Origin of the sequence: Butyrivibrio hungatei NK4A153, from assembly GCF_000424465.1 — a bacterium.
Lineage (GTDB): Bacteria > Bacillota > Clostridia > Lachnospirales > Lachnospiraceae > Butyrivibrio > Butyrivibrio hungatei_A.
In genome coordinates, this window is the sequence record NZ_AUJY01000008.1 from 55,854 (window position 1) to 77,186 (window position 21,333).

Below are 21,333 nucleotides of genomic sequence, written 5' to 3' on the forward strand. Positions count from 1 at the left end.
ATGAATAATGGAGCGAACGAAACTAAAAAAGGCGAATACATAACCGGCTCGGGAAGGCGGTTTGTTTCTGATGCGCCCAAAGAGTTTCACTACACGTCATTTGAGACAAAAAGGCTCCTTAGAGAGTATGCGCCTGTGAGTGAGGCGCCTCTTTTATACAAAGATACTTCACTTGCCGTTCTGGAGCCGCATGCCGTATTAAACAGAGAAAAGCTTGTGGTATCTTTTTGCATAAAGTCTGAAAAGGGCGGCCACAGCTATGTTCTTAAGGATATAGCCGAGCTTCTTGATGCTATAGAAAAGCACAGCTTCTTAAGCTATGGTAAGCATCTTGAGTTTACGCATGATATGTCTTCATTTTCTGCGGATTCCCAGAAGATAATAAATTTCTTATTTGACTATTTCAGAGGTAGAAGAGCGGGAGACCCTTATCAGGTCTATTCGCGTTCAAAGAGCCGTAGCAAAAACATCGAGCTTTGCGGTAATGAGATTGATGAGTTTTTTAAATCTGTAAAAGAGACTTTTTTCCTTAATTCCGATTTTAGGGCGAGGTACAGCGAAGAACGCCTTCTTGAGATAGTTCCTGTTTTCCCTGACATTGACCTTCATATTGAGAAAAAGAACTTCGGAGTCGTTTTCGAATCCGGCTCTTTTACCATGTTCGAAGGATATTCAAATATTTATTTCGAAAGAAAGAGAAAGCTTCACATGATTCCCCGAAGTGACTGCGCGGAGATCATTCCGGTGCTCAAGTTCCTTGCGGCTAGAAGAACTGAGAACGAGCTCTTTATAGCTGAAAAAGATCTGCCTCTTTTTTCGGAAGGTCTTTTCCATGTGATCAATGAGTTCTTCAATGTGAGCACGGACGGCTTCGAGGCTTCGAGATACGCGCCTGATATTCCAAAGTTTGAGATCTACGTAGATATGCCGGATGCAAATAGCATAACCTGTAAGGTGAAAGCGGCGTATGATGCCGGAAACGGTATGAAAGAGAGCTTTGACATCTTTGAATCCCGGGACATTGACAAGTTTGGCGATGAGCCGGCGACCGATGTGAAGAGGAACAGTTATCTGGAGAACAGAACTGCAAAACTGATAAGCCCGTATTTTGACAGACTTGACTCCGACAGGAAAGCGCTGGTACTTACGACGGATTCATATACGGATGATAAGCTTTACGTTTTTCTTGCGGAAAAGATGGGATATCTTTCTACCATAGGCGATGTATTCGTATCGGATGCGATCAAGGCGGTAAGGATCGAGAAGGGGCTCAAGGTGAATCTTGGCGTCTCTGTTGTTTCGGACCTTCTGGAACTTTCGATGGTGCCTGAAACGCTTACGCCTGATGAGCTTGGTGAGATACTGAGTCAGTACGACAAAAAGAGAAAGTATTATAAATTAAAGAGCGGCGAAGTGGTGAGCGTTGCGAGTGATGACGCCAAGATGCTGTTTGCGCTTAAGGACGGACTTGGAATAACGGCGAAGCAGATTGTCGAAGGTCACGCAGAGGTACCGAGATACAGAGCTCTTTTTATCAATGATATCGCGGAAAAAAATATTCAAGAGGGCGGTTCTTCCATCGGAAGAAGCAAGAACTTTAAGGAATTTGTGTCGGGATTTGCAACGCCTACGGATGAGCGCTTTAAGGTACCTGAGAGTCTTGAGGATGTTCTTAGGGATTATCAGAAGACGGGATTTTTCTGGCTTAAAGCTCTTTCGCATAACGGATTTGGCGGCATTCTTGCCGATGACATGGGACTTGGTAAGACAATTCAGGTTCTTGCATATCTTCTCAGTGCAAAAGAATGTGCGCTAAAAGAGGGAAGAAAGAACAGGTGCAGTCTGATTGTGTGTCCGGCGTCACTTGTGTACAACTGGCAACATGAGATCAGGAAGTTCACACCGCTTCTTAACTGCGAGATAGCTGTCGGCATAAAGCCTGACAGAGTGAGGATCACGTCGGAGATTGACAGTGAAGAGACCGATGTTATCATCACGTCATATGATCTTTTAAGAAGAGATATCGAGCTGTATAAGTATTTGAATTTTGACTGCTGCGTTATTGATGAAGCGCAGTTTATAAAGAACCCGGGTACGCTTATTGCGAAGGCTGTAAAGAGCATAAATGCGGCATTTAAAGTGGCTCTTACGGGAACGCCCATCGAGAACAGACTGAGCGAACTCTGGAGCATATTTGATTTCTGCATGCCGGGATATCTTTTTGGATATAAGCAGTTCCGTGACAATATTGAGGTTCCCGTTGTTTCGGACGGGGATGAGTCTTCGACCGAGATGCTCAGGAAGATGATAGCGCCTTTTGTGATCAGAAGGCTTAAGAGTGATGTCTTAAAGGATCTTCCCGACAAGCTTGAAGAGAATATCTATGCGCCTATGAACAGTTCTCAGAGAGAGCTTTATGATGCGCACCTTCAGAGAGTTAAGCTTATGGTCGAGGGAACGGATGAGGAATCTTTTGGAAAAGACAGGATAGTAATCCTTTCGGAACTTACAAGGCTTCGCCAGCTTTGCTGCGATCCGGGGCTTGTGTATGAAAACTATACAGGCGGAAGCGCCAAAACAGATCTTCTTATCGAGATGATAAAGAGTGCCTCCGAAAGCGGCCACAAGATTCTTTTATTCTCGCAGTTCACATCAATGCTCGACAGAATAACAAAGGAACTTGAAAATGCGGGAATATCGCACTACCTTCTTACCGGTTCCACCAAGAAGGAAGACCGAATAAAGCTAGTCGATGCCTTCCAGGAAGATGACACTTCGGTATTTTGCATATCCCTTAAAGCCGGCGGCACAGGTCTTAACCTTACAAGCGCGGACATCGTCATCCACTTCGACCACTGGTGGAACATCGCGGTCGAGAACCAGGCAACCGACAGAGCCCACCGAATCGGCCAAAAGAATGTCGTCACCGTATATCGCCTGATCATGGAGAATACCATCGAAGAGCGCATCATCACCCTTCAGAACCGCAAAAAAGAGCTGGCCGACAAGCTCCTCAACACCGGCACCATGAGCAATCCGACCCTCACCAAGGAAGAGCTCCTCGAGCTGCTCGGGTGATATTGCAGGCCTGGCCGCTTACAGCTATGGCGCAGTCAGACCCCTTTAGGGCCGGCCACGGGCAGTGCGGATATATTTTTTTGAGTTTTGCGAGGGAACGTTGGATTCAGGGGGCTCCGAGAACAGCCATGAAATTCTGCTTTGAGGCTCACTGTTTGACATTCGGTCCGCCTTATAGCGGGGGCCACGGGCTTATGTTTTTTCGCAATCACTCCGGCTCACATTTTTATAGGGTTCCGACTGTTTTTCTTTTATGGCGCATGTCTCGACTAAACTCGCATCCGGACGCATTTATCAGAATTGTAATAGCCCGCGAAGGCGGGCGTATAAAAATAAAGAAAGCCATCTCTGCAAGCTTAGAAGTTTGCGAGAGTGGCTTTCTTTATTTTTATAACTGCAAAGCAGTATATTACAATTCTGATAAATGCGTCCGGATGCTCAAACAACGTCTCCACATGCGCAGGAAAAACAGTCGGAACCCTATAAAAATGTGGCCTATCGTGAAATGCTCAAAAACATAAGCCCATGGCTCCCCGCTGTAAGGCGGACCGAATGGAGTTTTGAGCCGATAGAATTTCATGGCTGTTTTCGGAGCCCCGTGAATCCAAGTGATGGAGCAACTCAAAAAAATATATCCGCACTGCCCGTGGCTGCACCTAAGGGGTCTGGCTGCGCCATAGCTGTAAGTGGCCGGGCCTCAGATCTCGTGGTAGAGGACCGGGAAGAGGTCGGCACGGATTATGAAGATGTCGTGAGGGTTGTCTTCCCTAAAGGCGATGTAGTCGCCAATCTCGCCGGAGTAGTAGCGATCCTCGTTTGATACGGTGAAAAGCTTTACTTTTTTGGTGAGAGGTTTAGCGTAGATGTTCACTTCGTCCAGACTAATGGCTGTTCTGGCGAATGACATTACGGTTTTCTTTTTGCCTGTGGCGGTATTCCTGATCTTGGGATCATATTCAAATACTTTATTGAATGATTTATTCAAAGTTTTATAGGAACTTCTGAGCTTTTTTTCCGATATTGGATAAACTTCGCCAAAAAGACCTATCATCAGGTAAGTGGTGGTATCTATGATAACATCCATATCTCCTTTTAACGTTCTGACTGTTATCTCAGTATTGTCGGGGAAGATGTCATCAAGCTTTACGTAACCAAGTTCCTGAGTGGTTTTTGCATATTTTTTCATTTCAGACGTATTAAGCGTCATTTCCTTGGCATATATTATCTCGTAGGAATCAAAGTATTGTTCCATGCGCTCGTGAAGAATCTTGGCAGAAAATTCTGCGTATTGCTCATCGGTTTGCATCGGGAAAAGATGCATAAGTTTCTCGGGACGAAGCTTTCCGCCGGCTTTGTACATATGACCGCCGCCTCCGCCCAGACCTTTTGCAAGAAATGCGGCAAGCTCGTCGGCATGCACTTCTTTTATGCAACTTCTGACAGAAAATTTTACTTCACTCTGTCCTATGTAGTAACTGAGACATACGTTTACGCCTGCGGTCTCAAGTGCAAAATCACTCATAACTCCGAGAATGTTCGGATCGCAGGGCTCTGACTTTATTATCATATACTTGTTTTTTTCAAAATACTCGTAGTTCAGTATTGCATTTCCTGTAACCTTGAGCTCATCAAGGGAAATGTTTGAATTACTCATTTCCACGATTATACTTCTGTTAATAACAAGCTCGTCTTGCATATCCTTATCAAGAGGGTGGGAGATTTCGGAGAGTTTGTATGTGTCGGTGTAAAGACCGTAGTAAAGAGCTGTTGCAAGGAGCGGATTATCGTTTACGTCTACGCCTTCTTTTTTGAGTAAATCCCAGACAACTGTGGAGGCGCTTCCGACTGCATTCTTTATTTCCGAATACTCGGGAAGGTCATCGATTGCCTGATGATGATCTATTATCGCAATATGTTTTGCGGGAGTTTTGGTAATATTCCTTTGTCCGTATTGACAGTCGACAGTTATCAAAAGCTCCGGAGTGTCGGCAAAATCCGGCTCATAGCTTACCGGTATCTTGAGTTTGTCGAGCATGATGGTAATATTACTCTTCGTGATCACATTTTTGCCGCGGTAGATGAGTCGTGCATTTTTTCCATTATTTTTAAAATACCACCATAAAGCGTATCCCGATGCAAGTGCGTCAGCATCCGGATTATCGTGACACTGTATGACAATATCATTGTATTTCAGTAATTCATTCAATCTCATAACTATATAAATCCAAGCAAGTTCGGCCCTTGTGCTTTGCGTGGGAGCGAACTGTAACATTTGAATGGATACCTGTATTAAAAGGTCACCATTTCTATGATAATCAATTTTTTCATTATGTAAAGAGCAGTGCTTTAATTAATTTTAATATAAAATATTAATTGTAAAAAAATAAAATTATTCTTATATGGTAGTATATAATATATTTGATGCGGGTGTCAAAAGTAAAATTTTGACATTGAAAAAATATGTCAAAAGCGTGATAATGAGTAAACTATGACAAAGAAAAAGCTTGCTCTCGAGGTAATCGAGAGGTTGAAAAAAGAATATCCCGAGGCAAAATGTACTCTTGCCTACGATAAGGCCTGGCAGCTTCTGATAAGTGTGAGGCTTGCTGCGCAGTGCACGGATGCAAGAGTAGACATGATCACGCCTCTTTTATATGAAAAATATCCGACGGTCAAGGCTCTTGCCGAGGCTCCCGTGGAGGAGATTGAAAAGATAATCCGACCGTGCGGACTCGGTAATTCCAAAGCAAGAGACATTTCTGCATGCATGAAAGTCATTAACGAAAAGTATGGCGGCAATGTTCCCGATAACATGAAAGAACTCCTGGCGCTTCCCGGTGTCGGCAGAAAGAGCGCAAACCTTATAATGGGAGATGTTTTCGGTCAGCCTGCTATCGTCACAGACACACATTGCATCAGGCTTTCCAACCTCATCGGTCTTGTCGACAACATAAAAGAACCCGCCAAAGTCGAAAAAGAACTTTGGAAGATTATTCCACCCGAAGAAGGCAACAACCTTTGCCATCGTTTTGTGCTTCACGGCAGAGCAGTCTGCATCGCCAGAAGACCCGACTGTGCAGAATGTTGCTTAAAGGATATATGTAAAAGCGCCCTGTAGGAGTGTTTCTTGATTCTACTCAAGTTCTCTTTTTATACAATATGATAAATTATTGGTGGATTGGAACGTTATACACATGAATCCAAAGGAGAGAGAATGAGAGATATCGAATATCTTAAGCTTCTCAGCAAGGAGTTTCCCACTTCAAGGAAAGCCGGTGCTGAGATTATCAATTTGCGGGCAATCTGCGCACTCCCAAAGGGGACTGAATATTTCTTTTCGGATATTCATGGGGAGTATGAGAGTTTCTCGCATCTTTTACGAAGTTCATCAGGTATTATAAGAGCCAAGATAGAAGAGACTTTCGGAAATATGATGTCCGAAGAGGATCAGCTTGAGCTTGCAAATCTGATCTACTACCCGAATGAAACAATTGAAAAAAAGAGACATGATGAAAATGCCACAATAAAGCAGCTTCACGACGGACAGAAGATTACGATAAACAGACTTGTTGCAATATGCAAAGTCGTAAGCTCCAAATACACAAGATCCAAGGTGAGAAAAAAGATGCCGCCCGATTACGCATATGCCATTGATGAGCTGATGCATCTTGATATGAACGATTTCAATAAAAAGGCCTACTACAACGAGATCATAAACGGAATAATCGAGATCGAGTCGGCGGATGAATTCATCATCGCACTCTGCGAGCTGATTCAGAACCTCACGATCGATTCGCTTCATATAATAGGAGATATTTTTGACCGTGGTCCAAGGCCTGACCTTGTAATGGAAGAGATCATGAATTTCCACGACGTCGACATTCAGTGGGGGAATCATGATATCGACTGGATGGGCGCTGCATGCGGAAATACGGCGTGTATCGCAAATGTCTTGCGAATAGGAACAAGCTATAACTCTTTTGATGCCCTTGAAGACGGCTACGGAATAAACTTAAGACCGCTTTCCATGTTTGCTGCCGAAGTTTACGGAGACGATCCGTGCGAAAATTTTAGGCCGCATCTGCTTGATAAGACGGAGTATGATTCCGTGAATCCCGATCTTGCCGCGAAGATGTGCAAGGCAATCAGCATTATCCAGCTAAAACTTGAAGGGCAGATCATAAAACGCCATCCTGAGTACGGGCTTGAGGACAGGCTCCTTCTTGAACGGATTGACTTTGGAAGCGGTGAGATAGATATTCAGGGAAAAAAATATAAATTAAGCGATACAAACTTCCCGACTATTGATCCGAAGGCTCCTTACGGGCTCACACCTGAAGAAGAGGAGCTTATGCATACCTTAAAGCTAAGTTTTATGCATTCCAAGCTTCTTAGAAAGCATGTGCAGTTTCTTTATTCACACGGGGCGATGTACAGGACGATAAATAATAACCTTCTTTATCATGGTTGTATTCCGATGGATGACGATGGGAATTTTGCCTGTATGACGACTTTAGACGGCAGTTTTTGCGGCAAGGAACTTATGGATTACCTTAATTCCAAAATCCACGATGCTTTTTTCCTCGACATCAGAGATGACAGGGAGAAAAAACAGGATGCCATTGATTTTATGTGGTACTTGTGGTGCGGTCCGAAGTCGCCTCTTTTTGGAAAAGACAAGATAACTACATTTGAACATCTTTTTCTTAAAGAATATAAGGAACTGTGCGTGGAAAAATACAATCCGTATTATAAGTATTCGGCGGAAGAGCGATATGCTGACAAGATTCTGAAGGAATTCGGCCTTGATCCCGAGTGGGCACATATAATAAATGGACATGTTCCGGTAAAGACAATGAAGGGAGAGAGCCCCGTTAAGGCAAACGGAAAGCTCTATATAATAGACGGAGGTCTTTCAAAAGCCTATCACGAGCAGACGGGAATTGCGGGATATACACTAATATACAATTCAAATCATCTTGCGCTTGCGGCACATAAGCCGTTTGTGAAGGGACAGGAGAATACTCCGACAATCCGGATAACGGAAACGACCAAGAAACGCATACTTGTAAAAGATACGGATATCGGAAAAACGCTGATAGGACAGATTGAGGACCTTAAGGAACTTCTTTTGGCCTATGAAAGCGGACTTATCAGGGAAAATAGTCATTAATTTCTTATAAATAGTTTATAAAAAAGTTATTTGACGTATTTTGCCCATTTGTTTAAAATAACTATAACCTAGAAAGTTTGTGCATATTTATTTTTCATGTAGAGAAACAGAGAGACGAAGGGAAAAGGGTCTGATATGGATACTAACGGACTTAGTGCTGAACAGCAGGCTTTATTGGCCAGTATAATGGGTAAATCCTCACAGGCCGGAGGGGGCGGATTCAATCCTTCGACACCGGCAGCGCCCGGAGGAGCAGCGCCGTTACCTGCAGATAATGGGAAGATGCTCAGCCAGGCAGAAATAGACGCCCTGATTGCATCAATGGGTAAGTGAGGATACGAAGAGAGTAATTTATAGAGGGTTTTTATTTGTTTTTTTGCGTCGACACATATGTGTCGGCGTTTTTTTGCGCTTAATGGGTTTAAGAATCGCAGAAAATATATTATCATTATATTGTGAATAATTAATTGTTTATCAGAGTATTAAATTCACGAGGCCTTTGTTTCTTATCGGATAGCCTAAATGTCTGGAGGGGAATAACATGTATATTGCGATGCAGTGCAGTGACAGCAACGGGACACTAAATACGGAAGTTTGTACCTTCTGCGGAATAAGATATGACACCAGGTATAAATCGGCGGTCATTTCCACGGAACATATCAATCATGACTATGTTATCCCGATGGAAGCAAAAGATTATGAGAACGCTGTAAAACAGATAATGGACGCGCTTAAGAACCATGCGGATATTATAAACATTGAGCAAGGCATTGTTTGCCGCGGAAGAAAAGGGGAATCAAGACACGTTGAACCACAAAAGCTGGTGATAGTGCAGATATGACAACGAGGAGGAATACAATGGATAAAAAAGTATTGGTGGCTTATTTTTCTGCCAGCGGAGTTACTGCGAAAGTTGCAAAAGAGCTTGCTTCTTCTATAGGAGCTGACATTTACGAGATTGTTCCGAAAGAGAAATACACATCGGAAGATCTTAATTGGCAGGATGAAAAATCGCGAAGCAGTATAGAAATGAAAGATGTCGCGTCGCGTCCCGAGATTGCGGATAATTCTGCAAATGTGGACACGGCAGATGTAATTTTCATCGGATTTCCCATCTGGTGGTATACAGCACCACACATCATAAACAGTTTCCTTGAATCCTATGATTTTGCAGGTAAACATGTAGTTCTCTTCGCAACATCGGGTGGAACCGACATAGAGAAGAGTGTAAAAGACCTCCAGAATACCTACACTCGAATCCGCTTCGACGGAGGTAAAAAGATAAGCGTCGGAACTCCCGCAGACGAGCTTAAAGCTTGGGCAGGAAAATACGTATCGTGAAATATTGAAGGATGTAGTCATCGTTCCGGCTACATCTTTTTTTGCGCTTTTATACAAAAATTTTTCACAGATAAGAATATTTTCACATGCTATCATTCATAATGAAAAGATTTAACAGGGAGATATAGGAGAAAGAAGGAAAAGGTATGAAGAAAAGAGGTTTATTGTTACTGCTTGATCCTGCGGAGCCTGCAAAGAAAGCTACGGTGTACACTCGGACTATGAGTGATGGCTTTAGGTATTCTGAGCTGAATTGTTGGGTGGACCGATATAAGGCATATATTAAATTTTATGATGACAATACAGGTGAGCTGGATCTGAAATACAACGGCGATGGCGGATATTACAAATTTACATATGACGATAATAAAATCCATGTTACCGGTTGGATTAATAATACCGATGCAGGGGTCGGTGACAAAATAGACGGAATAGAATATGAATACAAGATTGAAGGAAATACGCTCAAGTTTAAAGATGAAGAGGGCGAGTGGTCGGACTTTGTCAAAGAAGAGAATTAAGCTTGCCTTTGCACGATCGATTACTGCTCTGGGCTCATTGTAGTGTCCGGCACAACATGAGCAAAAATTGCATATATACGCCGCAGCAATCGGTACATGTTTTTTTCCACCGTTTATTTGACATCCGTTTTGCTTGTGGTAAAATTTTGTAGATAGTCTATGCTTTTATTCATTAGCTGAGCATAGTTTGAATAGTTATATTGGAGGAGTAATATCTCATGTCAGAAGTATACAATCATCATGTAGTTGAAAAGAAGTGGCAGCAGGTCTGGGACGACGAGAAGGCTTTCGCTGCAACAAATGACTTCACAAAGCCTAAGTACTATGCGCTTGTAGAATTTCCTTATCCTTCGGGACAGGGACTTCATGTAGGACATCCGCGTCCTTATACAGCGCTTGATATTGTAGCAAGAAAGCGCAGAATGCAGGGATATAACGTACTATATCCTATGGGCTGGGATGCGTTCGGACTTCCTACAGAGAATTATGCCATTAAGAATCATATTCATCCCAAGATCGTTACAGAGAATAACGTAAAGAGATTCAAAGAGCAGCTTCATTCACTCGGATACTCTTTTGACTGGGACAGAGAGATAAATACAACAGATCCTAAGTACTATCACTGGACACAGTGGATCTTCAGAAAGCTCTTCGAAGAAGGACTTGCTTACAAGAAGGAGATGCCTATCAACTGGTGTACTTCATGTAAGGTTGGTCTTGCAAACGAAGAAGTTGTTAACGGTGTCTGCGAGCGTTGCGGATCACCCGTTGTTCGTAAGGTAAAGAGCGAGTGGATGCTCAAGATCACTGAGTATGCAGATAAGCTCATCGACGGACTTGATACTGTTGATTATATCGAGAGAGTTAAGGTTTCACAGAAGAACTGGATCGGACGTTCAACAGGTGCCGAGGTTGATTTTGCGATAAAAGATACCGAGGACAAGCTTACAGTATATACAACAAGATGCGATACACTCTTCGGAGCTACTTATATGGTAGTTTCACCCGAGCATCCTTATCTTGATAAGTACAAGGACAAGATTGCAAACTTCGACGCTATCCTTGCTTACCGTGAGGAAGCTGCAAAGAAGTCTGACTTCGAGCGTTCTGAGCTTGCCAAGGATAAGACAGGTGTGCAGGTTGAAGGTATCGTTGCCGTTAATCCCGTTAATGGAAAAGAGATTCCTATCTGGGTTTCAGATTACGTACTCATGAGCTACGGAACAGGTGCTATCATGGCGGTTCCTGCACATGATGACAGAGACTGGGAATTTGCAAAGAAATTTGATCTTCCTATCATTCAGGTTGTTGCAAAGGATGGCGAGGAAGTTGATGTTAACGCTGCTGCATTTACAGACGTTGCAACAGGAGTACTTGTTAATTCGGGATTCCTCAACGGTCTTTCTGTAGCAGATGCCAAGGCTAAGATGATCGAGTTCCTTGAGGAAAAGAAGATCGGTCATGCCAAGGTAAATTATAAGCTTCGTGACTGGGTATTCTCACGTCAGAGATATTGGGGTGAGCCTATCCCTGTAGTTCATTGTGAGAAATGCGGATATGTATCTATCCCTGAATCTGAACTTCCTCTTCTTCTTCCCGAAGTAGAGAGCTATGAGCCTACAGATAACGGTGAGTCACCTCTTGCAGCTATGACAGACTGGGTAAATACGACATGTCCTTGCTGCGGCGGACCGGCTAAGAGAGAGACAGATACAATGCCTCAGTGGGCAGGATCTTCATGGTACTTCTTAAGATACTGCGATCCTACAAACGATAATGAGCTTGCAAGCAAAGAAGCTCTTAAATACTGGATGCCTGTAGACTGGTATAACGGAGGAATGGAGCATACAACACTTCACCTTCTTTATTCAAGATTCTGGCACAAATTCCTCTACGATCAGGGCGTTGTTAACACTCCTGAGCCTTATCAGAAGAGAACTTCTCACGGAATGATCCTTGGTGAGAACGGCGAGAAGATGAGTAAGTCAAGAGGAAACGTAGTTAACCCTGACGATATCGTAAGAGATTACGGTGCAGATACACTTCGTACATATGAGATGTTCATCGGAGCATTCGACCTTGCAGCAAGTTGGTCAGAGGACGGAGTTAAGGGATGCCGCAGATTCCTTGACAGAGTATGGAAGCTTCAGGATATCATGACTGAGGAAGAGGGTTATTCAAAAGATCTTGAGACCAAGATGCACCAGACAATCCAAAAGGTTTCATTTGACTTTGAGAACCTTAAGTACAATACAGCTATCGCAGCAATGATGGCACTTATAAATGACTTCTACAAGAAGAATGCCGTTACAAAGGGCGAGTATAAGACTCTTATCACACTCCTTAATCCTGTTGCGCCTCATATCACAGAGGAAATCTGGCAGACAATCGGAGGTGAGGGTCGTTTGTATCAGCAGAGCTGGCCTGAATTTGATGAAGCCAAGACAGTTACTAACACTGTTGAGATCGCAGTTCAGATCAACGGTAAAGTAAAGGCAACTCTCAATATCAGCAAAGATGACCCTAAGGACGAAGTTATCGCAAAGGGTAAAGAGCTCATTGCTGACAAGCTTGAGGGCAAGACAATAGTAAAAGAGATTTATGTTCCGGGAAGAATTGTAAATATCGTTGTGAAGTAACTTCCGTAACTGAATAATTAAGAATAAAGAAGAAGCAGTAATTGAGGTGACCCCCAAAAGTTAGATTTTTGGTCTAACTTTTGGGGGGCGGTACAAAATGAACTGTTGCTTCTTTTTTTATGCAAGCGAAAAAATCTCTTAGATGATATAATGTTAATAGATGTGCCAAAAAACATTACACCAATTGGCATAAGATTATTGGAAAGAGGTAGAATGCGGGATGTCAGGAGGAGTGTACGATACAATCAATAGGATTTTCGATACCTTTGCGGTAACGTCGAGAAGCCGATATGTATATGTCTATGACATGGCAAAAAATATCTCGAGGTGGTCACTTAACGCAGTTGATTACTTCGGACTTACAAGCGAGTATATTTATAATGCATCGGCTGTATGGGAAAGCAAGATCCACCCTGATGACAGAGAAAAGTATAACGAGTATCTCAAGCAGGTTTTTGTCGGTGTTAAGCTTGATCCCAATTTTGAATACAGGGCAAGAAACAAAAACGGCGAGTATGTTGCGTGCTCATGCAGGGGTGTCGTAATAAAAGACTATGTCGGAAAGCCCTCTTTTTACGCATGTTCAATAACAAACAAAGGAATAATAAACAACAACGATCCGATAACTCTTTTGCCCAACCAGTATGAAATGCTGAATGACATGAGAAGTCTTAAGAATAATAAAAAGACCTATGCCGTTCTTATGATCAATTTCATCGACTTTGGTGATGTAAACAGGCGTTACGGATATATGACCGGTAACAGTGTGCTCAGGGCGCTTGCGACTAAGCTTGCGACGGACGGTGCACCGATAGGAAAGGCATACAGAGGCGAGGGAACAATCCTTGCGCTCATCAGCGAGAACATAGATCTTGAGCCGCTTAAAAGACTCTTTATGAGGCTTAAGACTTATTCAAGAGAAGGTATAATGGTCGAAGGAAAGCGTGTTGTCAATGAACTTGGCGGCGGCATAATAATCGCGACCGATTTTGATATAGACGAGCATTCGATTTATACGAGCGCGAAGTATGCGCTTAATTATTCCAAGACGCAGAAGCACGGAAATCTTATGGTTTTCCAGAACGATACGGCGGAAAGCAATAAGAGTAACATGGCTCTTGTAAATGAAGTAAGAAACAGCGTCATAAACGGATATCACGGCTTCTATCTTGAGTATCAGCCGATCTTTTCGGTTACCGACAATCAGCTTGTGGGAATGGAAGTGTTCGTAAGATGGGAAAAAGAACCTTTCGGCTCGGTTTCGCCATCGGAGTTCATCCCATGGCTTGAGCAGGATCCTGTTTTCTATGCGCTTGGAAACTGGATTCTTGAGACGGCGCTCGGAGAGGCGCTTGAGATAAAGAGAAGTCAAAAAGATTTTTACCTCAGTGTAAACCTTGCATTTATGCAGCTTGAAAGATCCGAGTTCAGAACAGTTCTTTTGGAAATCTTGCGAAGAACGGGATATCCGGCAACAGGCCTGTGCCTTGAACTTACAAACAGCAGCAGTCAGCTTGGAATGGAACATCTAAAGAGCCAGATTGAATTCCTTAAGTCATGCGGGCTTAAGATAGGGCTTGATGCGTCAGACTTTGCGGCAATGGATCTTGTAAGGCATCTGCCGATAGACCTTATCAATCTCGTTCCTTCAATGACGGGGGGAATGGAGAATAACATTACTACTAAGTACATGGTGGAAGCCGTTACTTCTTTTGCCCACAGACTTAATATAAGGACGTGTTTCACAGGCATAGAGGATGAGGAGACGCTTAAGATTGCCAAGCAATATCCCATTTCTGATATGATGGGATATTATTTCGGGCATCCGTGCAGGATAGAGGAGTTTAAGAGAGAGTACCTTTGACACAGGCGAAGTATAGTGAATTACGGAATTGAGAAAGGATTACGATGAGCAGAACCTTTCGTTATATTCAAAATGATGATGTTCTTAAGTCTTTCATAAAGTTTAGGGATACCATTCTGATTGAAAGACCGGTGGTTATTGCGCGTCACGGAGACTACAGCCTTACTATGACGAGAGTTTCCGACAATTCACTTAAGCTTACTATTGTTAATACGGAAAAGAAAAAGAAAGTTTTCAGCAGGACTTACGATGTAGATAAAACTACAGATGCGCTTGTTTCCAGAGGGACGAGGCATGCTTGCCAGAAGATGGCTGAGCTTAGCGATGAAGAAGTGGACAGAAAAAGACTCCAGATCTGGAAATGGTATGTCCTTGACTGGCAGGAAGAGAATATCGATAAGGATGGCGAGATACTGAAAGCGGAGATTACCTGGGAGGATTATGTCGATAAGACCAAGAACGACGTGCTTGATATCGAGGCTTTTCTCCACGGTGATTATCTGAACCTCGGAAATACGCTGATGCTTATAGAAAAGTATATGCCGGACGCCGGACATCGCGATATGTTCAGGAAATTCGCAATTGAAGACATTATGGAGATGACGAGCGAAGATACTAAGGATAAGTCGATCGCGGAGGCTGAAAACAGGGTTCAATCAGAAGAAGTCAAAAAGCACACTTATCAGTTTACGGTAAGTGTCGAAGCCACGGACAAAGAACACGCAAGACAGGCGCTGTTATTTTATCTTGCGGGAGATGAGAGAATAAAAGTACAAAAATAAAGCACCAACCTTTCATAATGAAAAAAAGATTGATGCTTTCTTTATTTGGAACTGAACTAATCACCTGATTTTAACGAACGCTAATGCTTTTTTCTCTGTATTGTTCTCCTTCCTGTGGATAAGCTCCGTTGTATGTACGGTGTACTCTGAAGTGTATTCTTCATCCGATACATTTCCGGCTCCCATCATATCGAGTGCTTTGAATTTGCCGTAGGAAAGGTTCTGCTCTTTTGCCTTAATTGCATCTGCCATGATCTCGATGCAACTTTGGCTGATGTTATTCTTGGCCTTAGCTGAACGTCTCATTTTTTTTCCTCCTCGTCTCATAAGAAATATTCAATTCATAAGAAATAAAATTACTAAATGATTTGCTTGTAAATTAATAGGCCCCTCAACCTATTGTGGTTTTGATACAAGATTTCATTCAATGAATACATTATATACTATTTATCATAGAAATAATAGTGATATTTAGCCACTTTAACCCGTTAAAATATAAAAATTTTATGAAATTATCTTTCTTTTTCACATAAGGAAAACGACGCTTACACAAATTAGAGTGTTTTTGCACCTGCTTGCATTTAATTTTAAATTGTGTACAATATAATATGATTCGAAGTTGTTTTATTTTTTGGTTGATTATGAGGTTTATATGAAGAATATTGTAGAGAACAAGCAGTTTGATGAGGAGAGAGCTCTTTATAATCTCACTGATGCAGAGGTTAGGAATTGTAGATTCGAAGGACCTGCAGACGGCGAGTCTGCGCTTAAAGAGGCAAGGGATATAAAGGTGGAAGAGTGCAGTTTTTCCCTAAGGTATCCACTTTGGCACGTGACGAACTTTGAGATTGATAAGTCTTCTATGAATGAATTTACGAGGGCAGCTCTCTGGTACGATAAAAACGGAAAGATAAAGGATTCCAAGCTTGGCGGTATTAAGGCTCTTAGAGAGTGCAAGGATATAATCATCGAGAACAGCGATATTGTGTCTGAGGAGTTTGGATGGAAGTGTGACAACATCACGCTTAAAGATACGAAAGTTGAATCAATGTATCTGTTCCTTGACAGTAAGAACCTGAAACTTGATAATGTCGAGATGAAGGGCAAATACTCTTTTCAATATGTTGAAAACATGGAAATATCAAATTGCAACTTTGATACCAAGGATGCTTTTTGGCACACTAAGAACGTTACGGTAAGAGACAGCATCGTTAAGGGTGAGTACCTTGCATGGTATTCGGAAGGGCTTACACTTATTAACTGCAAGATAATAGGAACGCAGCCGCTTTGCTACTGCAAGGACCTTAAGCTTATCGATTGTACGATGGAAGGCTGCGATCTTTCTTTTGAATATTCGGATGTAGAAGCGAGTATAATAGGTAGCATAGATTCAGTCAAGAACCCGAGATCGGGCAAAATAACAGCAGATGCCGTCGGTGAGATCATCACGGAGGCACCTGTAATAGAATGCAGCGGAGAGGTTATCATAAGATGAAAAAAGGGCTTGTTTTGGAAGGCGGAGCAATGAGAGGCATGTTCACTTGCGGCGTGCTTGATGTTTTTCTGGAAGAGGGGATTGAATTTGACGGAGCCGTGGGAGTTTCCGCGGGAGCTACGTTTGGCTGTAATATCAAGTCAAAGCAGCACGGAAGAGCGCTCAGATATAATAAGAAATACTGCGCGGACAAAAGATATCACAGCATCTCATCTCTTTTGACAACAGGCGACATCTACAACGTAAAATTTTGCTACGACGAACTTCCTTACAAGCTTGATAAATGGGACATTGAGACATTTAAGAATTCACCGATGGAGTTCTACTGCGTTGCAACGGACATAACAACCGGCAAGCCCGTATATCATAAGTGCCTTACCGGGGAAAAAGACGACATAATCTGGATACAGGCATCCGCTTCAATGCCGCTTGTATCAAGACCTGTAGACATAGCCGGTGGCAAATACTTAGACGGCGGAATATCAGATTCCATCCCGCTTAAGTTTATGGAAGAGCAAGGCTACGATAACAACCTCGTCATTGAAACCCAGCCTGTCGACTACATCAAGAAGCCGCAATCATATATGCCGCTTGTCCGCTTTATGCTCCGCAAATATCCCAACATGATTAAGGCGATGGAAGAGCGCTACATCATGTATAACGAGGAGAAGAAGTATATCAGAGAAAAAGAGCTCGCCGGCGAGATTAAAGTCATCCGTCCCGACGCGCCCTTAAATATCAGTCCTGTCGAAAAAGACCCTGCACAGCTCCAGCGTGTCTATGACCTGGGCAGAGCCAAAGCACTTGAATATTTGTCAAAGCAGTAAGATGAGTGTTTGCCATGATTGCTATTAAATCAGGCAAAAGCTCATTACCGTAATGCGCTTTTGCTTACTTGGAGAGCAGATCCATGTAAATATGTGCATTATCTGTCTTTATCATATTGATCGCAAACGCGTCATATTCTGACGGATCGCCCAGCTGCGAAGTAATGCTTGATTCGTCATATCCGTTGCCAATCACGATGGTAAGATCAAGATTGAGGGAGTAGGCGTACAGCTGCAGCAGCGGCTGGTACGTCTGGCTAAGGAAATCATCTTCGGTACTGTAGATGTTTAGCCACACCTTTTTTCTTGGATGCTCATCTTCATTAAGCTGGTGCGTTACTTCTTCATACGGCGCTCTCGGATCGAGGTGCGATATATAGTTTTCACTTGTAACGGCAAGGTTTAGTGCCAGGAAGGCGCGCTCCCTGTCGGCATAGTAATAGTCAGCATCGCGAAGAACGTTTCCGGCATCGTCTATCACACCGATTCCGGTGTTTACATCAACTCCGTCAAGACAATTTCTTAGAATGCGCAGCGTAAGGTATGCCTGAATTTCGGCTCTTTGGCTGATACTTCCGCAAAAGCCGTCCTTTATGGCAGCTACGCAGTCTCCGTTTGCATCATATCCAAATACGGGAACACCGTTACTGTGAGCCCATTTATCAAACATCTTAAGTCCCATTCCGTCGTTGTTGGAAATAATAACATCTATGCTGTCGCCAAACAGGCTTACCCATTCATCAATGGCAACGCCCGCAGCTTCCGCATTCCAGGTTGCGCCATTAGGAGATGCCATCTCTTTTGACGCAAGCTCTCTTATGATATAGTCTTTTCCCGCTATTGTGATGCTTCCGTCTGTTACGATCTTAGAACTTCCATCGAGGTTTAGTCCGACGGCATCGGGAATTATCACATCATCTTTTTTTACGGCAGTTCCGCAAGCTTTTCTTGCTCCGCGCGTTCTTGCGGCGGATATATTGTGCCCCGTATCGCCTATGGCAAGGACATAGCCGATGATTCCGTCACCGTTTCTGTCAAGCGAAGCATCGCGGCCCATTATGTATTTGATGATCATCTCGCCTTGCAGCGTTGCACCCTGCTCCATATCAACACCGACGTAGTATGTATTATTGTTAAAAGTTATGGCGTCGTAATCAATTTCGCCGGTCTCGCTGTTTGAAGGCTGTCTGTTAAACCAGACAACAGGCTTGTCCTTATTTGAGATATTCGCACCGGTCATCGAATTGCTTGCCGTTTCGGCGCAAGCGGAAGAAGTTACCATTCCGGCTAAGAGAAGCGGGATAATAATTTTTTTTCCAAAATTCATACGATCATCTCCTTACAGATTGTCTTCCCTGAAATCGTTTGCGAGGAAAAGAGCCATCTTATCTTTTACACTTCTGGTGCAACCCTCGACTTTTTCGCGCGGGATCGAGCAGAATATCTTGACGATTTCCTTATCAAGCTGCGAACCTGCAGCAATCTTCAAAGAACCGATAGCGTCGTCGTAGGATCTCGAGGGCTTGTAGGACCTTACCATGACTATCGCGGAATACGTGTCGGCAACTGCTATTATCCTCGATGCGAGAGGAATTTCGTTGCCTTTAAGTCCGTAGTAGCCGTTTCCGTCAATTCGCTCGTGATGGTACAAGATCCAGTCGGATATATTGTCAAAAGAGTGAATTTGCTTAAGTACCTGCACACCGATGTTTGTGTGCTTTTTTATAAGATCCCATTCGCCGCTTTCAAGTTTTCCCGGTTTGTTCAGGATCTTGCTCGGGATTCCGAGTTTTCCGACATCGAGGAAAAGAGCCGCATAGCGCAGATTCTCACATTGAATTGTCTTTTTATATTTGTACGGAAGGTAGTCATATATGAGCATGGCAATCTCCATAACGTGGATGGAGTGGCCGTCGAGGTTGGTGTCGCGCGCTTCGATCATTCCGATCAGGCTCTCTGCGATCTCCTTTGTCTTGGACTTCACATTTGTTATGACTATGAATATCCAATTGGTGAAAAGAAACATTATCAGGGACAGAATGACCACTACAATCCCGCTTAGGATATTGTCGCGGCTAATGAACATTGCAGCTACAAAGAAGAAGCATGTGGCTATGTAGAGACAATAGGAAGCATAGAGGATCACTTTTTTCTTCCCGTCAAATGTAGTAATGACATCTCTGTGAATGGTGAAAAAAGAGATACACTCCAGAGTGGTGTAGACCGCTATTATGATTCCACATAAAATAAGGGCTTTTACAACAATGATCATATCTGCACTCCTTATGGAAAAGAGGAAAAACTTCAGCCTACCGTGATGCGGTTTCTTCCCTGTTTTTTGGATTGGTAGAGAGCTTCGTCGGCACGCTTATAGATTGCATCCATGTCTTTGTCATCGCCCGTGACGGCGGTAACACCCAAAGAAGCGTTAATGCCGCTTAGTTCGCCAATCTGCACTGCATTTAGATTTGTAAGAATATATTGCAAAAGAGATATTACATTTTCCATGTTTTTCTGACCGCGTATGAGCATTATATACTCATCGCCGCCGAGTCTTCCTGCGATGCTGAATTTGTCGCGCACGGCTCTTTCTGTAAAAGACCATTTCTCAAACATATCAATATTTAAGGCTTCTACTATGGTGTGTGATGTCGTCTGGATTGCCTTGTCACCCATCTGATGTCCGAGTTTGTCGTTTATCTCTTTGAACTTATCAAGATCCAGAAGACATATGGCGAGGAATTCATCGCGCCTTATCGGATCTTTTATGATCTGATCGGCTATCGCAAAAAAACGAGCTCTGTTAAGAAGATCCGTCAAAGTATCAAAACTTGAGCGTATCTCGAGGTCGCGCTGAATCTGAATATTTTTTTGAAGAGTATAGAACTGTGTCATTTTATTGTGCTGGAAGAAGTAATGCAGAATAAGCGAAAGAGCAAGGAAAACAATTATATTGTACATATCAAGTTCTGCGAGGGAATGTGGTTTGAACTTGAACGAAGTGTATAAAAAGACACTGCAATAGAAGATAAGAAGTACAGTAAATCTTATCATGGTATCGATATATGTAACGGAAAGAAGGACAACTATGACAAGATACATAGTTGCGGCAAGATAGGGCTGCGAGACCGATGAGAATATTCCGAAAACAATCAGGATAATTGAGCTTGCATGAACAAAGAAAGTTGAGTACCTAGCACAGAATTTTTTGAGCACAATAAAAACGACCTCAAAAACCAGAGACAGGATCATAAACGAGTAATACATGTTGAAATTTCTTCTTGTCAGCCCAAACTCGTTCAAAAGACACAGGATCATAAAGGTGAGGGTCATCAAAAGAAGCCAACTGTTAATAATTAACAGGTGCGTGTAATTTGTGTCATGTATGAGTTTTTTACAATCATCATAGCGATGCTTTTCGAATCCGTAGTAGTTTATCTTTTGCCAATACATAGTCAGACCTCATAGCCGGTATTGCCATCAAATTAACTATTTACAGTATAATTATACGCTATTTACAGAAAATGCGAAACAGGGAAAAGTGTGAGGGGGAGGTGGAGCATATCGGTTATAGCTTTAGCTGTAGGAGAGGAATTGCTTTTGGGAGGAATGG

General features: G+C 42.9%; 17 protein-coding genes. 12 read left to right on the top strand and 5 right to left on the bottom strand.

All coding sequences use genetic code 11. The features are described 5' to 3' along the window. Nucleotides 1-3,078, top strand: coding sequence for a DEAD/DEAH box helicase (locus G628_RS16570; protein WP_051199052.1), 3,078 nt, complete (start codon nt 1-3; stop codon nt 3,076-3,078). Nucleotides 3,079-3,775: 697 nt separating this feature from the next. Here G628_RS16570 and G628_RS0105890 read toward each other — a convergent pair. After that, on the bottom strand, nt 3,776-5,290 hold the full coding sequence (locus G628_RS0105890) for a DHH family phosphoesterase (RefSeq protein ID WP_196803714.1): 1,515 nt from the start codon (nt 5,288-5,290) through the stop codon (nt 3,776-3,778). A 276-nt stretch (nt 5,291-5,566) separates the two neighbouring features. Here G628_RS0105890 and G628_RS0105895 point away from each other — a divergent pair, with 276 nt between their 5' ends. The 9 genes from G628_RS0105895 (at nt 5,567) to G628_RS0105935 (ending at nt 15,398) form a co-directional block, all read left to right on the top strand. Then, entirely contained in the window at nt 5,567-6,196 is a 630-nt protein-coding gene (locus tag G628_RS0105895) for an endonuclease III domain-containing protein (protein ID WP_027208697.1), read from the top strand. A 96-nt stretch (nt 6,197-6,292) separates the two neighbouring features. Next, nucleotides 6,293-8,251 carry a fructose-bisphosphatase class III gene (locus tag G628_RS0105900; RefSeq protein ID WP_027208698.1) on the top strand — a complete coding sequence of 653 codons (1,959 nt, stop codon included), beginning with the start codon at nt 6,293-6,295 and terminating at the stop codon, nt 8,249-8,251. A 135-nt stretch (nt 8,252-8,386) separates the two neighbouring features. After that, complete coding sequence (locus G628_RS0105905; protein WP_027208699.1) at nt 8,387-8,584, top strand: hypothetical protein; 198 nt, start codon at nt 8,387-8,389, stop codon at nt 8,582-8,584. 208 nt (nt 8,585-8,792) lie between these two features. Continuing rightward, nucleotides 8,793-9,092 carry a hypothetical protein gene (locus G628_RS0105910; protein ID WP_026654182.1) on the top strand — a complete coding sequence of 100 codons (300 nt, stop codon included), beginning with the start codon at nt 8,793-8,795 and terminating at the stop codon, nt 9,090-9,092. A 17-nt stretch (nt 9,093-9,109) separates the two neighbouring features. Continuing rightward, complete coding sequence (locus G628_RS0105915) at nt 9,110-9,592, top strand: flavodoxin (RefSeq protein WP_026654183.1); 483 nt, start codon at nt 9,110-9,112, stop codon at nt 9,590-9,592. A gap of 146 nt (nt 9,593-9,738) precedes the next feature. Then, nucleotides 9,739-10,113 (top strand): hypothetical protein, encoded by a 375-nt coding sequence (locus tag G628_RS0105920; RefSeq protein WP_027208700.1) that lies wholly within the window; start codon nt 9,739-9,741, stop codon nt 10,111-10,113. Nucleotides 10,114-10,331: 218 nt separating this feature from the next. Beyond that, complete coding sequence (gene leuS, locus G628_RS0105925; protein WP_027208701.1) at nt 10,332-12,752, top strand: leucine--tRNA ligase; 2,421 nt, start codon at nt 10,332-10,334, stop codon at nt 12,750-12,752. A gap of 220 nt (nt 12,753-12,972) precedes the next feature. Next, nucleotides 12,973-14,616, top strand: a complete 1,644-nt coding sequence (locus G628_RS0105930; RefSeq protein WP_026654187.1) for an EAL domain-containing protein — start codon at nt 12,973-12,975, stop codon at nt 14,614-14,616. Nucleotides 14,617-14,660: 44 nt separating this feature from the next. Continuing rightward, nucleotides 14,661-15,398: a hypothetical protein gene (locus G628_RS0105935; RefSeq protein ID WP_026668209.1), complete on the top strand. Its 738-nt coding sequence runs from the start codon at nt 14,661-14,663 to the stop codon at nt 15,396-15,398. A gap of 60 nt (nt 15,399-15,458) precedes the next feature. Here the strand turns inward: G628_RS0105935 and G628_RS0105940 are convergent, their stop codons facing one another. Beyond that, nucleotides 15,459-15,704 (bottom strand): hypothetical protein, encoded by a 246-nt coding sequence (locus G628_RS0105940; RefSeq protein ID WP_026654189.1) that lies wholly within the window; start codon nt 15,702-15,704, stop codon nt 15,459-15,461. 346 nt (nt 15,705-16,050) lie between these two features. Here G628_RS0105940 and G628_RS16575 point away from each other — a divergent pair, with 346 nt between their 5' ends. Together G628_RS16575 and G628_RS0105950 are read left to right on the top strand one after the other, a co-directional pair. Further along, a complete protein-coding gene (locus G628_RS16575) occupies nt 16,051-16,893 on the top strand; it encodes a DUF3737 family protein (protein WP_034461891.1) in 843 nt (280 codons plus the stop codon). Further along, the gene (locus G628_RS0105950; RefSeq protein ID WP_027208702.1) at nt 16,890-17,720 is read left to right on the top strand and encodes a patatin family protein; all 831 of its coding nucleotides are present in this window, start codon (nt 16,890-16,892) and stop codon (nt 17,718-17,720) included. The genes G628_RS16575 and G628_RS0105950 overlap by 4 nt, the downstream gene beginning before the upstream one ends. Before the next feature lie 64 nt (nt 17,721-17,784). Here G628_RS0105950 and G628_RS0105955 read toward each other — a convergent pair whose 3' ends face one another. From G628_RS0105955 to G628_RS0105965, 3 genes are read right to left on the bottom strand one after another with little or no spacing between them, the layout of a single operon-like run. Continuing rightward, on the bottom strand, nt 17,785-19,047 hold the full coding sequence (locus G628_RS0105955) for a substrate-binding domain-containing protein (RefSeq protein ID WP_026654191.1): 1,263 nt from the start codon (nt 19,045-19,047) through the stop codon (nt 17,785-17,787). Between the two features lie 12 nt (nt 19,048-19,059). Next, the gene (locus G628_RS18045; RefSeq protein WP_051199053.1) at nt 19,060-19,992 is read right to left on the bottom strand and encodes an HD-GYP domain-containing protein; all 933 of its coding nucleotides are present in this window, start codon (nt 19,990-19,992) and stop codon (nt 19,060-19,062) included. Between the two features lie 32 nt (nt 19,993-20,024). After that, entirely contained in the window at nt 20,025-21,173 is a 1,149-nt protein-coding gene (locus G628_RS0105965; protein WP_027208703.1) for a GGDEF domain-containing protein, read from the bottom strand. Nucleotides 21,174-21,333: the final 160 nt, after the last annotated feature.